We start from the raw sequence: 18,381 nt of genomic DNA, 5'->3' as shown, positions 1-18,381 counted from the left end.
CGGCATACGATCGAGCGATGACGGTCGCGGACGGACCCGCATCGAGGGTGCGGGTCCACAACTTCTCGGTCTCGCTCGACGGGTTCGGAACCGGCGAGGGGCAGAGCCTCGAGGCGCCGTTCGGCCACGCCGACCACCGCCTCCTCGAGTGGGCCCTGCCCACGCGGACCTTCCAGGAGATGGGCTTCCACGACGCCCAGTCGCCCACGGTGGGCGTGGACGAGGCGTTCGCCAGCCGGTGGAACACCGGCGTGGGCGTGGAGATCATGGGCCGCAACAAGTTCGCCCCGTCGCGGGGGCCGTGGGACGAGCGGTGGCGCGGATGGTGGGGGGACGATCCGCCCTTCCACACCCCGGTGGTCGTGCTCACCCATCACCCGCGCCCGGTCCTCGAACTGGACGGCGGGAACAGCTTCCACTTCCTCGACGCCTCGCCCGCCGAGGCGCTGGACTACGCCCGCGGTCTGGCGGCGGGAGGCGACGTGAGGATCGGGGGCGGCACCACGACGATCCGGCAGTTCCTCGAAGCCGACCTCATCGATGAGATGCACGTCGCGGTGGTCCCGGTCCTCCTGGGCAGGGGCGAGCGGTTGTGGGACGGACTGGAGGGGCTCGAGGAGCGGTTCCACATCGAGGCCGCCGCGTCGCCCAGCGGCGTCATCCACCTGAGTTTCCGGCGCGACCGCTGACGGGGGCGTGGCGCAGGGTTCGCCGGGTGACGAACCGCCGCGGTGCGCCCGTGACGGGATCGGTGAACTCGAGTGCGCTGGCGAGCAACTGCAGCGGCAGGTGAGGGTCGTCGGGCGATTCGGGGAGTAGGTCGGGGTAACGCCGGTCACCGAGGATGGGGATGCCCAGCGCCGCGAGGTGCACCCGCAGTTGATGCGGCCGGCCGGTGCGCGGCCGAAGGATCGTGTGCAGCACTTGTCGGCCGGTGACACCGGGCCCGGCCGCGAGCACGTCGATGAGGGTCTCGGAGTTCGTCGGGAGTGAGGGGTCGACCGTGACGCGCAGGTCGCCGCGCCGGGAGCGGATGTGGGCCCGGTGGATGATCGGCAGCGGGCGGCCCCCGATCGTCGGGCCGCGAGGGTCCCATCCCCGCGGCCGTGCCGATACCGCCTCGTAGACCTTGGCGACCTCGCGTCGTTCGAACATCGACTGGTACGCGCCGCGGGTGTCGGGGCGGGCGGAGAACATCACCAGGCCCGCCGTCTCGCGGTCCAGCCGGTGGATCGGTGTCAGGGCGTCGTTGCCGAGGCGGGTTCGCAGCCTCACGAGTGCGGTCTCCCGGAGGAACCTCCCCGACGGGGTGGTGGGGAGGAAGTGCGGTTTGTCGACGACGACGAGGTGGTCGTCGCGGTACAAGATCTCCTCCCGGTACGGCAGAACTGTCTCCTCCGGCAGGTCGCGGTGGTACCAGACGAACTCGTGGGTGCCCAGTGGGGTGTCGAGGGCGATCGCCCGGCCGTCGGCACCGACGATCTCGCCGGCCTCGATCCGGCGGTGCAGTTCCCCCGGGTCGAGGTGGTCGAACCTGGCCACGAGGAACCCGGGGATACCCGCCCAGGGGCCGGTGGTCGGCACCCGCAACCGCGTGGGTCCCACGCCGTCCCTGACGGGCAGGGGCGGCTGCGTCGACATGCGGTCATCCTCCCACCCGCGTCGCCGTGGACGCGATCTCGTGCCGCCCCGCGACCGGTCCGCGCCGGCCTGCGCGCCGAATACAGTGGGAGAAACGATCCCGGCCATGTCCGATCGACGGCGAGAGCGGAGGACGTCCGACATGCCACCGCACGGCTCCGCATCCGCCCCGGACGCCGCGCGTCCGGGGCTGACGCCTGTCCTCGGCCGGGTCGGGGCGCCCGGGATCCACGTCATGAGTTGGAACATCCGTCGACCGGTCCCCGCCCCATTGACCCGTGCGGCCGACCGGTGGACCGCCCGGGCCCCGCGAGTGCGGGCGCTGCTGAGCGCCGAGCAGCCGACCGTGCTGTGCGCCCAGGAGGTGGTCGCCGAGCAGATCACGGACGTCCGCGACGGGCTCGGCCAGCGGTTCGACCACCTCGGTCGGGGTAGGGGAGCGAACGGCGGCGGCGAGGCCTGCCCGATCTTCTACGACACGACCAGGCTCGACCTGCTGGGGTGGGATCAGTCGGCGCTGTCGGACACCCCGGGCCGCCCCGGATCGATGTCCTGGGGCAACCTGTTCCCCCGGGTGCTCGTGTCGGCGCACTTCCGGGATCGCGACACCGGCCACGAGTTGCTGGTGGTCAACACCCACCTCGACCCACTGTCACGACGATCCCGCGTCCGTTCGGCCCGGGCGGTCCGCGATCTGGTGGCCGCGCGCGACGTACCGGCCGTCGTCGCGGGGGACCTCAACGCGGGCCCGTCCGATGCCGCGGTGCGAACCCTGCTCGCGGAGGGGGCACTGGTGGACAGCTGGGGCGCCGCGGAGAACCGGCGGACCGACCCGTGGGGCACGTACGCCGCGTACCGCGAGCCGCGCAGGGACGGCACCCGGATCGACTGGATACTTGCCACATCACGGGTTAGGGTCACCGACGCCGCGATCAACCCGCTGCGGTACGGCGGTGCTTGGCCGTCGGACCACCTGCCTGTGCAGGCCGTGGTCCGTCCGGACCCCGGGCGGGACGAGCCGCGAGACCCGGGACGAGACCAGGAAGGGGCCGGTGCGACGTGATCGACAACTTCCTCCGGCCCGCCGAGACCGGGGCGCAGCGAGTCGCGGACGCCCTGCGCCTCCTCGGTGTCCTCAGCGTCCTGCTGGCGCTGCTGTTCCACGAGCTCACCGATGCGGCCATCGTGGCATTCACGCTGCCGGCGCTCATGTTGCCCAGGTTCATCGGGATGCGCGCGTGGGCCGACATCTCCGTCTCGACCGCCCTGCTCGTGGCGGCGTGGAGCAACGTCGTCGACCTGTACCGGGTCCTGCGGTGGTGGGACGTGCCCGTCCACGTCGTCCTCGCAGGCTGGATGGCGGTGGTGGCCTATCTGTTCCTGGCGCACCGGGGGATCGTGCGGTCGCCCGGCGCCCGCGGGTTCACCACCGCCGGGGGGATCGTGTTGACCACGGTGCTGGGGCTGGCGCTGGGCGCCCTGTGGGAGATGGTCGAGTGGTTCGGTTACGCCTACCTCACCGACGACATCTACGTGACCTACGGGGACACCGTCGGCGACATGGCGGCAGGCGGACTGGGCGCCCTGGTCGCCGCCGTGCTCATGGCCCGCGGGCCTCAGTTGCTGACGCCGACCGCCCTGCGGACGAGGGAGTCGTCCGAGACCACCTCGAGCAGGTAGGCCGGCCAGCACGACCTTCATCAGCAGCCGTAGCGGCAGCGGCAGCTGACTCCCGGAGTCACCGGCACCCAGGGAGGACTGCACCACGAGCCGTCGGGCCCCGGTGGCGGCCGCAGCGCGAGACGACCGTCACCTCGTGACCGGCCCGCCGTGCGAGCTCGGCCACGTACGCCCCTGTCCCCTGGGAAACCCCAATGACTGTCAGCTTCCCAGGTACCTCACCTCGTCGTCGTCTCCTCGGTCTCTTTGGTCTCCTCCGTCTCCGTCGTCGTCCCGGCGCGCACCAGTTCTGCCAGCAGCGGGAACAGCAGCACGGTGACCGCGCCCGCGGCCACCAGCACCGAGGAGATCCTGGCGGCCATGAGGCCGTTGTCCACGGCGACCTGGGTGACGGCGACGATGATCGGCAGGCCCGTCGCCGCGTAGAGGCCCACCCTGGCGCGCTCGCGCGTCGTGGTCAGGCCCGGGCTCGTGCGCAGGACGCGCTCGGACAGCCACACCCCGCCACCACGGATCACGAGCATGCTCGCCACCGCCGCCACCAGGATCCACGGCGCATCGGCGACCGCGGCCACGCTGATCGCCATCCCGGAGACCACGAAGAACACGGGGATGAACACGCTGTAACCGACGGTCTCCAGCTGGTGCGTGAGCACCTCGGCCAGGCCCCGGTCGGGGTCCTCGTCGCTCGCGCGGAGCTGGTCGGCGAGCACATCTACCAGCCGACGCAGGATGATGCCCGCCGCGAACGCACCCAGCACCACGTCCAACCCGAAGACCGTGGCCACGACCATCATCGCGGCCAGCAGCAGCAGGACGGTGCGCATCGCGAGCTGGCTCGTCGTGGAGGTACCGCGAACCAGTGCCCGACCCAGGCCGGGCACGCGGAGCAGCCGGGCCGGCACCACCAGGACGACCAGCGCGGCCGCGAAGAACAACCCCACCGCGACCAGGGAGGAGCCGATGCTGCGGGTGCCGAGCAGGACGGCCATCACCAGGACCGGCCCCAGCTCTCCGATGGCGCCGTGTGTGAGGACCGCCCGGCCGACCGGTGTGGTGTCGTGACCCGCGCCCTTGAGGATCGGCAACAGGGTGCCGACCGCCGTGGACGTGAGCAGCAACCCGATCGCCACCGCGGTCTCCCACCGCCCCGACACCAGCCACCCCACGCCCGCGGCCAGGACCATGCTCGCCGCCCACGTCCCGGCGGCGCGCCGACCACCCCGGCCCGTCACCGACGACACCTCGAGTTCGAACCCGGCCAGCAGGAAGAGCATTCCCAGGCCCAGCTCGGCGAGCATCGCCACCCCGCCGGTCTCCACCGCCAGACCGAACCCGTTCGGGCCCACCAGCATCCCGCCCACGAGGAGCATCACCACGCCGGGGACCAGCGACCGCGTCAGCGAGGACAGCAGCGGGGCGGCGAAGACGGCCAGGACGACCCAGAACAGCGAGATCAGCTCGGTCGAGGAGGCTTCCGCGGCCAGCAGGGTCGTGGTCAACGCTCAGCCTTCCGCTCGACGGATGAGGGAGAGCTTAGTCGAGTGGCCCCGTGTGCGCCGGGCAGGGGGCCGGCGGCGGAGACGGCGTGCGAGGGTGGGGGCATGACCGACTCGCCGTGCACCCGCTCCGACGGCGACCCACGCGAACTGCCGGGATTCCGGCGCACGTACGCGCCCGGCCGCCTCACCCTGGGACTGGGATTTCCCCTGCGGACCCGGGCCGACGGCGACGAGGTGGGCGACCCGGCCGTCCAGGCGCGGATCGCGCAGGCGGCCGAGGCCGGTGGCGTCGCCGCCCTCTACGCCCGTGACATTCCGCTGCGGGTGCCGTCGTTCGGCGATGTCGGCCAAATCTACGACCCGTGGGTGTTCCTCACCCACATGGCCGCGCACACCTCGCGGATCGCGCTGGGCACCGCCGGCATCGTCCTGCCCGTCCGGCATCCGCTCCACGTCGCCAAATCCGCCGCCAGCCTCGACCGGATCTCCGGGGGGCGGTTCCTCCTGGGCCTGGCGTCCGGCGACAGGCCCGAGGAGTTCCGCGCGTTCGGCCTCGAGCAGGGCGAGCGCGGTGAGCGGTTCCGCGAGAACCTCCGCGTGATGACGCACGCCCTGACCACCGAGATGCGCGGGATCCGGTGGTCCGGCGGATGGATGCACAGCGCGGACGTGGTGCCCAAGCCCAGCGCCGCGTCGGTGCCGACGATCATGATCGGCTCGTGTCAGCAGAGCGTGGCGTACCTCGCCGCCCACGGCGACGGGTGGATGACCTACCCGCGGGACTTCGACGTCCAGCGGCGCACGGTCGAGCAGTGGCGGGAGATGGTGGTCGCCGCGGCCGGGGGAGCCGGGAGCGACGGCGCCGCGGCCGGGGGAGCCGGGAGCGACGGCGGTGGTGGGAACGAGGGCGGTGGGAACGACGGCGAGGTGTTCAAACCCTTCGCACAGTCGCTCCGCATCGACCTGGCGGAGAACCCCGACGAGACCGCCTCCCCGATCGACTTCGGTTTCCGGATCGGTCGTCGGCGACTGGTCGACCACCTGGAGGACCTGCGGGGGATCGGTGTCAACCACGTACAGCTGGGGCTGGGGGCCTGCCGCCGACCGGTCCTCGAGGTGATCGCCGAGTTGGCCGAGTACGTCGTGCCCCGTTTCCCCGCGCTCGACTGAACGGGATCCCCGGCCCGGGTCTGCCACACTCGGGAGATCACTGCGCCGCCCGCCGCCCCGGGGGCGGTCGTGCCCGTCGACGAGGGAGGCCCTGTGGGGATCTCGATCCTGTGGTTCCGACGTGATTTGCGGCTGACCGATCACCCCGCCCTCCTCGAGGCCGTCGCCTCCGGGGACGAGGTCCTGCCGGTCTTCGTCCGGGACCCCGCGCTCCTGCGGCGGGCCGGTGTACGGGCGGGGCGGTTGGCGGCCTCCCTCGCCGCGCTCTCGGGGGACACGGGCGGTGCACTGGTCGTGCGGACCGGAGACCCCGCCGAGGTGATCGCGGGGCTCGCCCGCGAGGTCGGCGCCGGCCGCGTCCACATCAGCCGGGAATCCACCCCCTACGGACGATGTCGCGACGACCGCGTACGCGCCGCACTCGACGCCGACGGTCGCGAACTGGTGACCACCGGGTCTCCCTACGCCGTCGGTCCGGGCCGGGTCCTGAGCGGCAGCGGGGAGCCGTACAAGGTCTTCACACCGTTCTCCCGCGCCTGGCACGAGCACGGGTGGCCCCCGCCCGGCGAGCGGCCCGACCACATCCCGTGGACCACCGCGTCCGGGGAAGGCCCACCTGAGGTCCCGGCACGAGCGGGCGGGACCGCAGCAGCGGGGGAGGCCGCGGCTCTCACCCGGTGGCGGGAGTTCCTCCACGACGATCTCCAGGCATACGACGAGCAGCGGGACCGACCGGACCTCGACACCACCAGTCGGTTGTCCGCGTACCTGAAGTACGGGGAGATCCACCCACGCACGATCCTGGCCGAACTCGCCGACCACCCGGCCGCGGGCGGGGAGGGAGCCCGCCGCTTCGTCACCGAACTCGCATGGCGTGAGTTCTACGCCGACGTCCTGTGGCACCGGCCACGATCCGCGTGGCGCGACCTGCGCGACCCGCTCGCGGGCATGCCCTACGACCACGGCCCCGGGGTGGAGGACCTCGTCGAGGCGTGGCGGCAGGGCCGGACCGGGTACCCGTTCGTCGACGCCGGGATGCGGCAACTACTCGCCGAGGGGTGGATGCACAACCGGGTGCGGATGGTCACGGCCAGTTTCCTCGTCAAGGACCTCCACGTCTGGTGGCCGGTCGGGGCGCGGCACTTCCTCGACCACCTCGTCGACGGTGATCTCGCCTCCAACAACCACGGGTGGCAGTGGGTGGCCGGCACGGGAACCGACGCCTCCCCGTACTTCCGGGTGTTCAACCCGGTGACTCAGGGGCGGAGATTCGACCCCGACGGGGAGTACGTCCGGCGATGGGTGCCCGAACTCGCTCACCTGTCCGGGGCCACCGCCCACGAGCCGTGGCGCGCCCCGGGCGGCTACGACGGTGGCTACCCGTCGCCGATCGTCGACCACGCCGAGGAACGCCGCGAGGCCCTACGTCGGTACGACCTGGCCAGGGACGCCGATCGCTGACCGGGCCGTGGGGCCGCCGGCCGTCACGCCCGATCCGGGCCCCGCTCGATCGTCGGCCCCCGGGAGGGTCCGAGGGCGCCGACCGCGGGGAGTGCCTAGGCTGGCCCCATGACCTCCGGCACCGACACCCCCCGCTCCGATAACACGACCACCGGCCGTGAGGCCGACATCAAGCCCCGAAGCCGCGATGTGACCGACGGCCTGGAGAAGACGGCCGCGCGCGGGATGCTGCGCGCCGTGGGAATGGGCGACGACGACTGGGTCAAGCCGCAGATCGGTGTGGCCTCCTCGTGGAACGAGATCACCCCGTGCAACCTCTCGCTCGACCGGCTGGCCAAGGCCGTCAAGGAGGGGACTCACGCCGGAGGCGGTTACCCGCTGGAGTTCGGCACCATCTCGGTGTCCGACGGCATCTCGATGGGCCACGAGGGGATGCACTTCTCGCTGGTCTCGCGTGAGGTGATCGCCGACAGCGTCGAGACCGTCATGAGCGCCGAGCGGCTCGACGGCTCTGTGCTGCTCGCCGGCTGCGACAAGTCCCTGCCCGGCATGCTCATGGCCGCCGCCCGCCTCGACCTGGCGAGCGTCTTCCTCTACGCGGGGTCGACCCTGCCCGGGTTCGCGAGGCTCTCCGACGGGACCGAGAAGCAGGTCACGATCATCGACGCGTTCGAGGCCGTCGGGGCCTGTTCGCGGGGTCTGATGAGCCGCGAGGACGTCGACACCATCGAGCGCGCGATCTGCCCGGGCGAGGGCGCCTGCGGCGGCATGTACACCGCCAACACCATGGCCAGCGCGGCCGAGGCACTGGGCATGTCGCTGCCCGGGAGCGCGTCGCCGCCGGCCCCGGACCGTCGGCGTGACGACTACGCCAAGGCCAGCGGTGAGGCAGTGGTGGAACTCCTGCGCAAGGGCATCACCGCGCGCGACATCATGACCAAGGAGGCGTTCGAGAACGCGATCGCCGTGGTCATGGCCTTCGGGGGGTCCACCAACGCGGTGCTTCACCTGCTCGCGATCGCCAGCGAGGCCGAGGTCGAGCTCAGCCTCGATGACTTCGCCCGCATCGGCGCCAAGGTCCCGCATCTGGCGGACGTCAAGCCGTTCGGCGCCCACGTCATGACCGACGTGGACAAGATCGGTGGCGTCCCCGTGGTCATGCGGGCCCTGCTCGACGCCGGTCTGCTCCACGGCGACTGCCTCACCGTCACCGGCCGCACCGTCGCCGAGAACCTCGCCGACATCGCCCCGCCGGACCCGGACGGCAAGGTGCTGCGCGCCATGGGGGAGCCCATCCATTCGACCGGCGGCATCACCATTCTCCACGGATCGCTCGCCCCGGAGGGCGCCGTGGTCAAGTCCGCCGGCTTCGACTCCGACGTCTTCGAGGGCACCGCCCGCGTCTTCGAGCGGGAGCGCGCCGCGATGGACGCACTCGAGGACGGGACCATCACCGCGGGCGACGTGGTGGTGATCCGGTACGAGGGTCCCAAGGGTGGTCCCGGCATGCGCGAGATGCTCGCCATCACCGGCGCGATCAAGGGCGCGGGCCTGGGCAAGGACGTGCTCCTGATGACCGACGGCCGGTTCTCCGGCGGAACCACCGGACTGTGCGTGGGCCATATCGCGCCCGAGGCCGTGGACGGCGGGCCGATCGCCCTGGTGCGGGACGGCGACCGGATTCGGCTCGACGTCTCGCAGGGCACCCTGGAGCTGCTCGTGGACGAGTCGGAGCTACAGACCAGGCGTGAGGGCTGGGAGCCGCTCCCTCCGCGCTACACCCGCGGTGTCCTGGCCAAGTACTCCAAGTTGGTGCAGTCGGCGTCCACCGGGGCGATCTGCCGCTGACCGGGACGGCGTCGACGGGGGCGGTGCGGACCGTCGACGCCCGCGGGGGCGGTCTCGGGTGGGCCGAGGTCGTCCCCCGCGGGGGTCAGGCCTCCTCGCCGGCCCGGGGGTCGGGCTGGTGGAGACCGAACACATTGCCCTCGGTGTCGAGGAAATACCCCTGCCACGCCATGCCGGGGAGGGCGTGCTTCTCCAGGGCCACCTCGCCCCCGGCGGCCAGGATCCTGCCGGCGGTGACGTCGAAGTCCTCGCACCCCACAGTGAGCACGGCGCCCCGGACGGGGGAGCCGGGCTCCGGCGCGTCCCCCGGCCGGGCCATGATGGCCCCGTTGATGCCGGGGGCGTCCTCGGGTCCGGTGGTCACCCCGAAGTAGGGGCTCCCGGCGTACTCGCTCCAGTCCTCGAACGTCCAGCCCAGCGCGTCTCCGTAGAACGTGCAGGCCCGGGCCGGGTCGGAGGCGTGGATCTCGAAATGGACCGGTCGGGACATGGCGGTCTCCTCATCGGGTCGCGGGACCCCAGGATATCGCCGCGCGGAACCGTCCGGCAGTACTCAGTCCAGAACCGTGCCGTCATCGAGATGGGACAGCGACCCGCCCTCGGGGCGCTCGCCGGTGGCCAGGTACACGACCCGGTTGGCGATGCTCACGGTGTGGTCGCCGAAACGCTCGTAGTAACGGGCGAGTAGGGCCAGGTCCACGGCCGCGACCGAACCGTGCGGCCAGTCCTCGGCGGAGATCTGCTTCATGAGGTCCGCGTGGAGGCGGTCGACGGCGTCGTCCTCGGCGTCCAGGGTGCGGGCCCTGTCCGCATCCTTCTCGACGAGCAGGGCGGTGAGCTCGCGGGCCATCCGACCGTCGTGCTGCGACAGTTCCCGGATGAGCGGGACGAGCGGGGCGGGCACCACGGGGAGCGGGTGGCGTCGGCGGGCGACCCGCGCGATGTGGCCGGCCAGCGCGGCCATGCGGGTGAAGTGCTCGACGATGTAGATCCCCGAGACCACCTGACGTAGATCGCCGGCCACCGGGGACTCGAGCAGGAGAAGCTCGAACGCATGCTGCTCACTGGCCTCACGGAGATCCTCCAGTTCCGCGGCGCCGTCGATCACCTCGATGGCGGCGAGTTCGTCGCCGTCGAGCAGTGCCGCGGTGGCTCGGTCGAGCAGGCGGATGTTGGTCTCGCAGAAGCGAACCAGCTGGTCCGAGAATTCATCGAGCTTGGAATGGAAGACAGTGCGCATGACACGACTGTAGTGCCGGTGCGGTAACGGACGGCTTCCGTTCTCCCACTGTTCACCGCGCCGCCCTCCGGAAAGGGGGACCCGGCCCGGGAATGAATAGACAGAACGGTCCCCGACCAGGGTCGCCAGCGGCTGGGAGCGCCTGACCCGGGTCGTCATCCCCGCGGTCCGGCCGGCGATCCTGGGCGGCATCCGCCTCGCGCTCGGGACGGCCTGGATCGTGTTGGTGCCCGCGGAGATGCTCGGCGTGCGGTCCGGCCTGGGTTATCAGATCCTCAACGCCCGCGACCAGTTGGCCTACGACCAGGTCATGGCGGTGATCCTCGTGATCGGCATCCTCGGATTCGCGCTGGATGGGCTGTCACGGCTGGTTCTGCGCGACCGCGCCGCGCGCTGACGCTCGCGGCTGGCCCCGGCGGTCGGTGGTCGCGCAGCGCCCGGATCAGTTCGTCGTTCCTCGTGACCGACCGGCCCTGTGCTGCGGTCTAGGCCCTGCGCAGCTCGGAACGCAGGTGGTGGGTGAGGGGCTGGCCGACCGCTGCCATGGCGAACGTGGTGGTGATCCGGTCGCCGACGGTCTCGTAGCGGCGGTGCGTGGTGTCGACCTGTTTTGCGCTCGCACTGTTGTGCACGCGTGAGTGGAACTCCAGCACCAGGGCGTCCGCCTCGGCGACGAGCGTCCCCTCGCAGAGTTCGGTCTGCCCGGTGGGCTGGGCCAGGACGAACTCGGCCGTACCGTCACCCGGGACCCGGAGGTACCCGGTCTCGGTGTGCATGGGGGATCCGGTGGGGCTCCACGTACGCTGCACGTAGTGCAGGAAGGGCTTGCCCACGTCGGTGAACGTGATCTCCTCGGTGTAGGTGAAGTCGTCGATCGTCGGGTACGAACCGGCCCCCTCGCCTCGCCAGGTGCCCAGCAGGGCGGCGACGGGGGTCAGGTTGGCGGCGGGCGTCGAGGCGGGATACATGGCGCGAGACTAGGCCATCGGTGACGCCGGCCGCGCGGGGTCAGCCATCCCAGACCGGTTCGCCGTGCTCGTCGAGCCGCAGGCCCTCGCTCGGACTGTGCTCGGTGATCTTTCCGGTGTGCATCAGATGCCCCACGGGCAGACCGTGGACCGTGGCGACGACGTCGGCGACGATCCGACGATGGCAGCGCCACCACACCGACTCCGAGCACATGACCGCGACCTGTCGCGATCGGGCGTCGGCCACGACCCGATCCAGGGCGGCGCGGAATGCAGGGTCCCGGGTCCAGGCGCTGTAGGCGCGGAACGCCTCGACCCGCCACCAGGTGTCGGGGGAGGCCCGGCGCCGGTCGGCGGTGAGGCTGCGGCGGCCGCCGAGGTCCTCTTCCCAGCGGTAGTCGATCCCCGCCTCGCAGACGATCTCGGGCACCGCGCCCTTGGCAGCGGCGGAGTTCGCGCGGCTCCCGGGAAAGCGCCGGATGTCCACGAGGAGTTCGACGCCGGCGCCGGTGAGCAACCGTGCCAGCTCGTCGCGATCCAACCTGCCGTGCCCCACCGTGAACAGCATCAGTGGTCGGTGTCCTCTCCCGTCCTCGTTCGGGTCGCCCCGCCGTGGTCACCGCGCGCGCCCCCGGCGTCGGTGCCGGACCCGGCGTCGGAGTCGGCGTCCGCCCCGGCGTGCGACCCGGAGCTCCGTCGCGGGATCAGGTGCATGATCGCCACGACCACCGCGCCCACCGCGAGGCCGAAGACCAGTGCGCACGCCGTGTCGACGAGCCAGGCGAGTACCGCGCCGACGCCCGCGACGCCCGCCGCGGGCTCGGTCAGGACGTGTACGAGGTGGTACGGCCCCGTCACGCCGAGTTCGTCGAGCCCCACGAGGAGGATGTGGCCACCGACCCACAGCATGGCCAGCATGCCGACGAAGGAGATCACCTCGAGTACCGTCGGCATGGCCTTGACCAGGCCGTGGCCGAACCGCTGCACACCCGGGGACTCCCTCCCCGCCAGGTGGAGGCCGACGTCGTCCATCTTCACGATCACCGCGACGACGCCGTAGACGAGCGCGGTGATGCCCAGCCCCACGACGACCAGGATGATCGCCCGGGACCAGAAGGACTCCGACGCGACCTCGTTGAGGGAGATCACCATGATCTCGGCGCTGAGGATGAAGTCGGTGGTCACGGCGCCGCGGACCATCTTCGCCTCGGCGTCCGGGCCCCGGTCCACGACGGGGGCGGCCTCCTCGTGGTGTCCGGAGACCCGCTCCCAAACCTTCTCCGCCCCCTCGAAGCAGAGGTAGAGCCCGCCCAGCATGAGGATCGGGGTGAGGATCCACGGCACGAACTGGCTGAGCAGGAGTGCAAAGACGATGATGATCGCCTTGTTGCCCAGTGACCCGATGGCGATCTTGCGGATCATGGGCAGTTCGCGGGACGGGTCGACGTCGCGGACGTACTGGGGGGTCACGGCGGTGTCGTCGACCACCACGCCGGCGGCCTTCACGCCGGCGCGGCCTGCGGCGGCGGCGACGTCGTCGGTACTGGCCGCTGCCATGCGCGCGAGCACCGCGACGTCATCGAGCAGGGCGGCGAGTCCACCGGCCATCACAGACCTCACTTCTCAACGGGCGGGGGGAACCCGCGGACGACAGGGCCGACCCCGGAGGGTCGGATCGTCACAGGGTAGCGCCGCGTCACTCGATCGCGTCGAGGACCCAGCGCAGTGAGGAGACACCGGCGCGTCCCAATGCCCGTCCGAGTCCGCTGGATCCGAGCGGCCCGTCGGGGAGTTCGAGCATCGTCCGGGCCCACCCCGGCAGCGCCGCGACGGCTCCCTCCCGCAGCAGCGCGTAGGCGGGCCGGTCGGCCAGTCCCATCGGTGGCCCGTCGAGCAGGAAGTGGCGCGCGTCGAGCGCGGCGGGCGAGGCCTCGAGTTCGGGCCGGTACCCCTCCAACGCCGCGTCGAGTTCGCGCACGGTGAGGGGGACCTCCCCGGCGCCCATCATGAGGCCGGTTCTCGAGGCCTGTCGTACGTAGTCGTCTCGTTCGGCCGGCGTCAGCGGCTCGCGCCCGTAGAGGCGGTGGCATTCGAGGAAGCTCCAGATCTCGGCGACGTGGACCCAGCGCAGGAGGTGGGGGTCGCGGGCGTCGTAGGGGCGCCCCCGGTAGTCGGTGCCCAATACCGCGCGGTGCGCACCGTTGATCTCCCGGATGAGCCGGGAGGCGTCGGTGATCGTGCCGAAGGTCGTGGTGGCGATGAACTGCGAGGTGCGCTGGAGGCGCCCCCACGGGTCGCCGCGGTAGTCGCTGTGGTCGGCCACCCCGGCCATGGCCAGCGGGTGCAGGGACTGTAGGAGGAGTGCGGTGAGTCCGCCGGCGAACATGGAGGCGTCTCCGTTGACGCGGCAGATGGCGTCGTCGGGGGAGTTCCAGCGTTCGCCCTCGGAGTGCCAGATCTGCTGGCGTCTCGCGTCGGCGTCGTCACCCGCCACCCGGGAACGGACCACGAGGCCCGCCCTGCGGCGGGCGCCGGTCAGGACGCGGGACGCGGTCGTCGTCACCGTTGCCATGGTGGACACCCCCATCACGTGACGTGGTCGTCCGTGTCACCATACCCCTGGTACGGACGGGCCGCGCGGTATCGTCGCGACTGATGACCACGCCGTCGACGTCCCCGCCCGGCCGCTCCCGTGTGCGCGGGGTGGCGGGCGTCGCCGCGGTCCTGGCCACGCTGGTCGCCATCAATCTCACCGCCAACCTGGCGGGTCTGCCCTTCCGCGAGTGGATCGTGCCGCTGGCCGTTCTCGTGCTGGTCGTGGTCGCCAAGGCGCGGTGGATGCGGTGGTCGGACCTGGGGCTGGCGGCGCGGCACATGCCCCGCGGGCTTGGGTACGGTCTCGCGGCGACGGTGGTGGTTGCGGCCGTGGTCACGGCCGGGTGCCTGATCCCGCTGACGAGTCCGTTCTTCCTGTCCGAGCGCTACTCGGATCTGCGGATGGCGGTGTTCTCGGCGCTGGTCCTGATCCCGCTGATGACGGTCCTGCCGGAGGAATTCGCGTTCCGTGGGGTCCTCCAGGGCGCTCTCGAGCGGACCTTCGGCACCACCGGGGTGTTCGTGATCGGGTCACTGGCCTTCGGCCTGTGGCACGTCACGTCGTCGCTGGGGCTCACGGCCGGCAACGCCGGCCTCGCACAGGTCCTCGGTACCGGTGTGGCGGGTCAGCTCGCGGGGATCGGCCTGGCGGTGACCGCGACCTCGGTGGCCGGGGCCGGGTTCATCTGGATCCGTCGCCGCAGCAGCAGCCTGCTGGCCCCGATCGGGTTGCACTGGGCGTTCAACGCCGTCGGGGCGCTCGCCGCGGCGCTCACGTGGCGCGCATTGGCCGGCTGATCACCGCCCACGTCGCCGCGACGACCAGGACGGCGCACGCCCCCATCACGACGAGCAACGGGATCGCCGAGTTCGGGCCCGCGAGGCCGGTGAGGGGGGAGACCACGGCGGCGAGTCCGAACTGGGCGGCGCCGAGGAGCGCCGACCCGGAGCCCGAGTGGCCCCGGGTGGCCTGCATGGACAGTGCCGCGGCGTGGGGCAGGACCAACCCGACCGACAGGGTGAGCAGGACGAACCCCACGGTGACCGGTGCCAACCCCAGGGTGCCGGCGGGGGAGAGGGCGACGACGACGACGAGGTGGACGATCGCCGTCACCATGCCCACCACGCCGGTGTGCATGATCTTCTCCGGGGCGAACCGGCCGATCAGCCGGGCGCCCGCGAGGTTCGAGACCAGGATCCCCAGCGCGTTGACGGTGAACGCCACCGAGTACGCGGTGGGGGACAGGCCCACCATGTCCTGGTAGATGAACGGGCTGGCGGAGATGTAGGCGAACAGGACGCCGAAGGTGAAGACGAATACGGACACGCGCGCGATGAACGGGCCATGGGTGGACACGCCCCGCATGTCCGACACGGTGGACAGCACGCCCCCACTACGGCGGGACGCGGCCGGGAGCGACTCCGGCACCGCGACGAGGACCCCGACGACCGTGATGGCGGACAGGCCGGCCAGTAGCCAGAACACGCCCCGCCAGCCGCCGAACGGCACGACCGCGCCGCCGATGAGCGGTGCGATGACCGGGGCGACGGACTGGATCGCCATGAGGGTGGCGAACGCCTTGGCCACGCCCGCGCCGCGCCCGACGTCCACCACGACGGCCTTGCTCAGGACGATCCCGGCCGCACCGGCGAAGCCCTGCGCGACGCGTCCGAGCACCAGGATCCAGATGGACGGGGCCAGCGCGCACACCACCGCCGCGAGTGCGGTGCCCACCGAGCCCAGGACGAGCAGCGTCCGCCGCCCCACCCGGTCGGAGAGCGGCCCGATCACGAGCTGCCCCGCCGCCAGCGAGACCATGAACGCCGTGAGGGTGAGTTGGGCGGTGGAGGCCGTGATCCCGAACTCCTCGACGATCAGCGGCAGCGCGGGCAAATAGGTGTCGGTCGCGAACGGCCCGATCGCCCCGGTGAGCGCGAGTGCGAGGAGCATCGTGGCGGGCACCGACGCGGTGGGTGTGGGTGTGGGGATCGGCGGCGCGGTGGGCGGTGCGGTGGGTGGGCGGGTGGGTGGTGTGGGGGGCGCGGCGGAGGGTCGTCGGCCGGCAGACCTCATTCCCGCACCCCCGCGGCCTCGGCGGCACTGTCCGCCAGGCCGACCCCGGTGCCCTCGAAGATGTGGAAGGCCACGTCCGCTCCCCGTGCGATGAGTTCGTCCCTCTCGTCGTCGTACTGGGCGACCACCGCGACGGTGCCCTCGAAATCCCGCGCGTCCACCTGCTCGAGGGCGATGAGGTTCGAGCCGTGGAACGGCATGGCCAGCACGATGATGTCCACCTTCTCGTCGTTCACACAGCGGTCCCAGAAGTCGTCGTCGGTCGCGTCGGCCTCGATCACGTGGACATCCTGCTCGCGGAGCCTGGCGACCTTCACGGGGTCGTTCTCCACCCCGACGACCGTCAGACCGTACTCCTCGGTCAGACGGTCCCGCACCGCGCGGCCCACCCGGCCCACCCCCAGGACCAGCACCCGGGCGTGACCGATGTCGAGCGGGGCGTCCTCCGGGTGGGTGCGCTCGTCCCGCAGGGTGGGCACGAGCGAGGACAACCGCGCCACGAGCCGCGTCCCGCGGTGGTTGACCAGTGTCGAGATCACGAAGCTCGCGGCGACCGCGACCGACACCACCACGAGCCAGTCCTGCTCGACGATCCCCGCATCGACCCCGGTCGCGGTGACGATGAGCCCGAACTCCGAGAAGTTGGCCAGCGCGAGACCCGCGAGGATCGAGGTCCGTTTGCGTAGCCCGAACGCCGCCAGCACCAGGGTGAACACGGCGGCCTCCAGGGGGAGCAACACCACGAGCAGGAGGCCCAGCAACAGGGTCTCCGGGGTGGGTGTGACGTGGAGACCGATCGAGACGAAGAAGCCCACGAGCAGGAGCTCGCGGAGGCCGAAGAGGGTCCGGGACAGCTCGGCGGCGCGCGGGTGCGAGGCGAGGAGGACTCCCACCACCATCGCCCCGAAGTCGCCCTTGATGCCGACGCTCTCGAACAACCAGTACCCCGGCACCAGCGCCATGGTGATCCCGAACAACGCCTGCAGTTCACCGTGACCCAGCCTGCTCCAGGCCCGGCGCACGAGCCACACCGCGGGGAGCAACAGTGGCAACGCCAACGCCCACGGGCTCGGCGGGGCGCCCGTCATCGCGGTGAGGAACGCGACCGCCACCACGTCCTGCAGGACGAGGATCCCGATCGCGACCCGACCGTAGAGGGTGTGGGAGTCGGACCGCACGTCGAGCACCTGGACGACGAAGACGGTGCTGGAGAACGACAGCGCGAAGCCCAGCAGGGCCACCACCTGCCAGTCCGCTTCGGCCAGCAACCGCACCCCGATGATGGACAGCATCCCCAGGAAGCCGGCGGTCACTCCCGCGACCGCCAGGAGGTTGGCGGCCGTCGTGGCGAGGACCTCACGCCGCAGGAGCATCCGCACGTCGAGTTTGAGCCCGATGGTGAAGAGCAGGATCGTCACGCCGAGGTCGGCGAGTGAGTCCACCACGGGCAGGGCCTCGATGCCGGGCGCGTGGAGGATGAACCCCGAGGCCAGATAGCCGATGAGGGTGGGCAGGCGCATCATCCGGGCGACGAACCCGCACCCGAACACCACGACGAGGTAGATCGCGACGGTCTCCACCGGTGCTACTCGCCCGGCGCGGTGGTCGTCACCGCACCTCGACGACCGGCCGACCGTCCAGGAACGCGATCGTGCCGTTCTCGAACGCCGAGATCCACCCGCCGTCGGTCGTCGTCTCGTCCGAGACGGGGAAGCCCAGCTCACCGGCGGGGCCGCCCGCCTCGCGATAGGCGGCGAGGATCTCGCCCTGGACCACGAACGCGTTCCCGGACGGTGTGAGCACGATCGCCCCCCGCTCGAAGTCGGTGACCGAGCCGCCCTCCACAGCCGTCGGCGGCCCCGTCACCCGGCCGAGATCGCCCTGCTCGCCGCCGAGCTCGTTCCAGCGGTCCGCAACGGCCACCGGGATGTCGACGCCCGAGTCCACGGGCCCCGGGACGGGGGTCGACCTCGTCGTCGTCGCCGCCTCCGTCGTGGACACCGGTGCGGCGGACTCACCGGCACCGCCACCGTCGTCGGCGGAGCAGGCGACCAGGCCGGTACCGAGGGCGACGGCGAGAGCGAGGGGGGCGAGGACACGCGTGATCCTGTCCATGCCGGTGATCCTAGCCGCCCGCCCACCGGGCCCACCCCGCCCACCGCCGCCGCCGATGCCGAACCGTGATGCCCGAGTCCTTTCCGG

The 18,381-nt window shown here is 71.7% G+C and carries 18 protein-coding genes and 1 pseudogene; 8 read left to right on the top strand and 11 right to left on the bottom strand.

From position 1 onward, the window contains the following. Nucleotides 1–17 precede the first annotated feature (17 nt). Nucleotides 18–689 carry a dihydrofolate reductase family protein gene (locus OVA21_RS08955; RefSeq protein WP_154827972.1) on the top strand — a complete coding sequence of 224 codons (672 nt, stop codon included), beginning with the start codon at nt 18–20 and terminating at the stop codon, nt 687–689. Here OVA21_RS08955 and OVA21_RS08950 read toward each other — a convergent pair. After that, a complete protein-coding gene (locus tag OVA21_RS08950) occupies nt 658–1,641 on the bottom strand; it encodes a pseudouridine synthase (protein ID WP_154827970.1) in 984 nt (327 codons plus the stop codon). The two genes, OVA21_RS08955 and OVA21_RS08950, sit on opposite strands and share 32 nt — an antisense overlap. 142 nt (nt 1,642–1,783) lie before the next feature. Between OVA21_RS08950 and OVA21_RS08945 the strand changes: the two genes are divergently transcribed. Beyond that, on the top strand, nt 1,784–2,704 hold the full coding sequence (locus OVA21_RS08945; RefSeq protein ID WP_268092275.1) for an endonuclease/exonuclease/phosphatase family protein: 921 nt from the start codon (nt 1,784–1,786) through the stop codon (nt 2,702–2,704). Beyond that, nucleotides 2,701–3,321 (top strand): hypothetical protein, encoded by a 621-nt coding sequence (locus OVA21_RS08940; RefSeq protein WP_268092274.1) that lies wholly within the window; start codon nt 2,701–2,703, stop codon nt 3,319–3,321. The genes OVA21_RS08945 and OVA21_RS08940 overlap by 4 nt, the downstream gene beginning before the upstream one ends. A gap of 218 nt (nt 3,322–3,539) precedes the next feature. On the opposite strand, the gene OVA21_RS08935 is transcribed toward OVA21_RS08940, so the two are convergent. Continuing rightward, entirely contained in the window at nt 3,540–4,823 is a 1,284-nt protein-coding gene (locus tag OVA21_RS08935; RefSeq protein WP_259821209.1) for a cation:proton antiporter, read from the bottom strand. Nucleotides 4,824–4,925: 102 nt separating this feature from the next. Between OVA21_RS08935 and OVA21_RS08930 the strand changes: the two genes are divergently transcribed. From OVA21_RS08930 to ilvD, 3 genes are all read left to right on the top strand, one after another. Next, a complete protein-coding gene (locus OVA21_RS08930) occupies nt 4,926–5,993 on the top strand; it encodes an LLM class oxidoreductase (RefSeq protein ID WP_268092273.1) in 1,068 nt (355 codons plus the stop codon). Between the two features lie 99 nt (nt 5,994–6,092). Continuing rightward, nucleotides 6,093–7,454 (top strand): cryptochrome/photolyase family protein, encoded by a 1,362-nt coding sequence (locus OVA21_RS08925; RefSeq protein WP_268093130.1) that lies wholly within the window; start codon nt 6,093–6,095, stop codon nt 7,452–7,454. Nucleotides 7,455–7,562: 108 nt separating this feature from the next. After that, nucleotides 7,563–9,302, top strand: a complete 1,740-nt coding sequence (gene ilvD, locus OVA21_RS08920; protein ID WP_268092272.1) for a dihydroxy-acid dehydratase — start codon at nt 7,563–7,565, stop codon at nt 9,300–9,302. A gap of 85 nt (nt 9,303–9,387) precedes the next feature. Here the strand turns inward: ilvD and OVA21_RS08915 are convergent, their stop codons facing one another. Both OVA21_RS08915 and OVA21_RS08910 read right to left on the bottom strand, forming a co-directional pair. Beyond that, nucleotides 9,388–9,792: a VOC family protein gene (locus OVA21_RS08915; RefSeq protein WP_132063417.1), complete on the bottom strand. Its 405-nt coding sequence runs from the start codon at nt 9,790–9,792 to the stop codon at nt 9,388–9,390. A gap of 63 nt (nt 9,793–9,855) precedes the next feature. Then, a complete protein-coding gene (locus OVA21_RS08910) occupies nt 9,856–10,542 on the bottom strand; it encodes a phosphate signaling complex PhoU family protein (RefSeq protein WP_096905210.1) in 687 nt (228 codons plus the stop codon). Between the two features lie 124 nt (nt 10,543–10,666). Between OVA21_RS08910 and OVA21_RS08905 the strand changes: the two are divergent. Continuing rightward, nucleotides 10,667–10,939 (top strand): annotated as a pseudogene (locus OVA21_RS08905) (ABC transporter permease); the annotation flags it as partial. Between the two features lie 88 nt (nt 10,940–11,027). On the opposite strand, the gene OVA21_RS08900 reads toward OVA21_RS08905, so the two are convergent. The 4 genes from OVA21_RS08900 to OVA21_RS08885 all read right to left on the bottom strand — a co-directional run bounded on the left by OVA21_RS08900 (nt 11,028) and on the right by OVA21_RS08885 (nt 14,082). Next, nucleotides 11,028–11,510, bottom strand: coding sequence for an FABP family protein (locus OVA21_RS08900; protein WP_268092271.1), 483 nt, complete (start codon nt 11,508–11,510; stop codon nt 11,028–11,030). Between the two features lie 40 nt (nt 11,511–11,550). Further along, nucleotides 11,551–12,078, bottom strand: coding sequence for a DUF488 domain-containing protein (locus OVA21_RS08895; RefSeq protein ID WP_268092270.1), 528 nt, complete (start codon nt 12,076–12,078; stop codon nt 11,551–11,553). Next, nucleotides 12,078–13,118: a DUF808 domain-containing protein gene (locus OVA21_RS08890; RefSeq protein WP_268092269.1), complete on the bottom strand. Its 1,041-nt coding sequence runs from the start codon at nt 13,116–13,118 to the stop codon at nt 12,078–12,080. Before OVA21_RS08890 ends, OVA21_RS08895 begins: the two co-directional genes overlap by 1 nt. A gap of 88 nt (nt 13,119–13,206) precedes the next feature. Further along, complete coding sequence (locus OVA21_RS08885; RefSeq protein WP_268093129.1) at nt 13,207–14,082, bottom strand: oxygenase MpaB family protein; 876 nt, start codon at nt 14,080–14,082, stop codon at nt 13,207–13,209. 83 nt (nt 14,083–14,165) lie between these two features. Here OVA21_RS08885 and OVA21_RS08880 point away from each other — a divergent pair, with 83 nt between their 5' ends. Next, nucleotides 14,166–14,903 carry a CPBP family intramembrane glutamic endopeptidase gene (locus OVA21_RS08880; protein ID WP_268092268.1) on the top strand — a complete coding sequence of 246 codons (738 nt, stop codon included), beginning with the start codon at nt 14,166–14,168 and terminating at the stop codon, nt 14,901–14,903. Here the strand turns inward: OVA21_RS08880 and OVA21_RS08875 are convergent. The 3 genes from OVA21_RS08875 to OVA21_RS08865 all read right to left on the bottom strand — a co-directional run bounded on the left by OVA21_RS08875 (nt 14,878) and on the right by OVA21_RS08865 (nt 18,294). After that, nucleotides 14,878–16,068: a multidrug effflux MFS transporter gene (locus OVA21_RS08875; protein ID WP_268092266.1), complete on the bottom strand. Its 1,191-nt coding sequence runs from the start codon at nt 16,066–16,068 to the stop codon at nt 14,878–14,880. The genes OVA21_RS08880 and OVA21_RS08875 overlap by 26 nt on opposite strands. Nucleotides 16,069–16,175: 107 nt before the next feature. Continuing rightward, nucleotides 16,176–17,759, bottom strand: coding sequence for a cation:proton antiporter family protein (locus OVA21_RS08870; protein ID WP_268092265.1), 1,584 nt, complete (start codon nt 17,757–17,759; stop codon nt 16,176–16,178). A gap of 28 nt (nt 17,760–17,787) precedes the next feature. Then, nucleotides 17,788–18,294 carry an LGFP repeat-containing protein gene (locus tag OVA21_RS08865; RefSeq protein ID WP_268092264.1) on the bottom strand — a complete coding sequence of 169 codons (507 nt, stop codon included), beginning with the start codon at nt 18,292–18,294 and terminating at the stop codon, nt 17,788–17,790. Nucleotides 18,295–18,381: the final 87 nt, after the last annotated feature.

Source organism: Dietzia sp. SL131 (genome assembly GCF_026672565.1).
GTDB classification, from domain to species: domain Bacteria; phylum Actinomycetota; class Actinomycetes; order Mycobacteriales; family Mycobacteriaceae; genus Dietzia; species Dietzia kunjamensis.
Note: the sequence above shows the minus strand (reverse complement) of the source record. Positions and strands in the feature narration are given on the sequence as shown.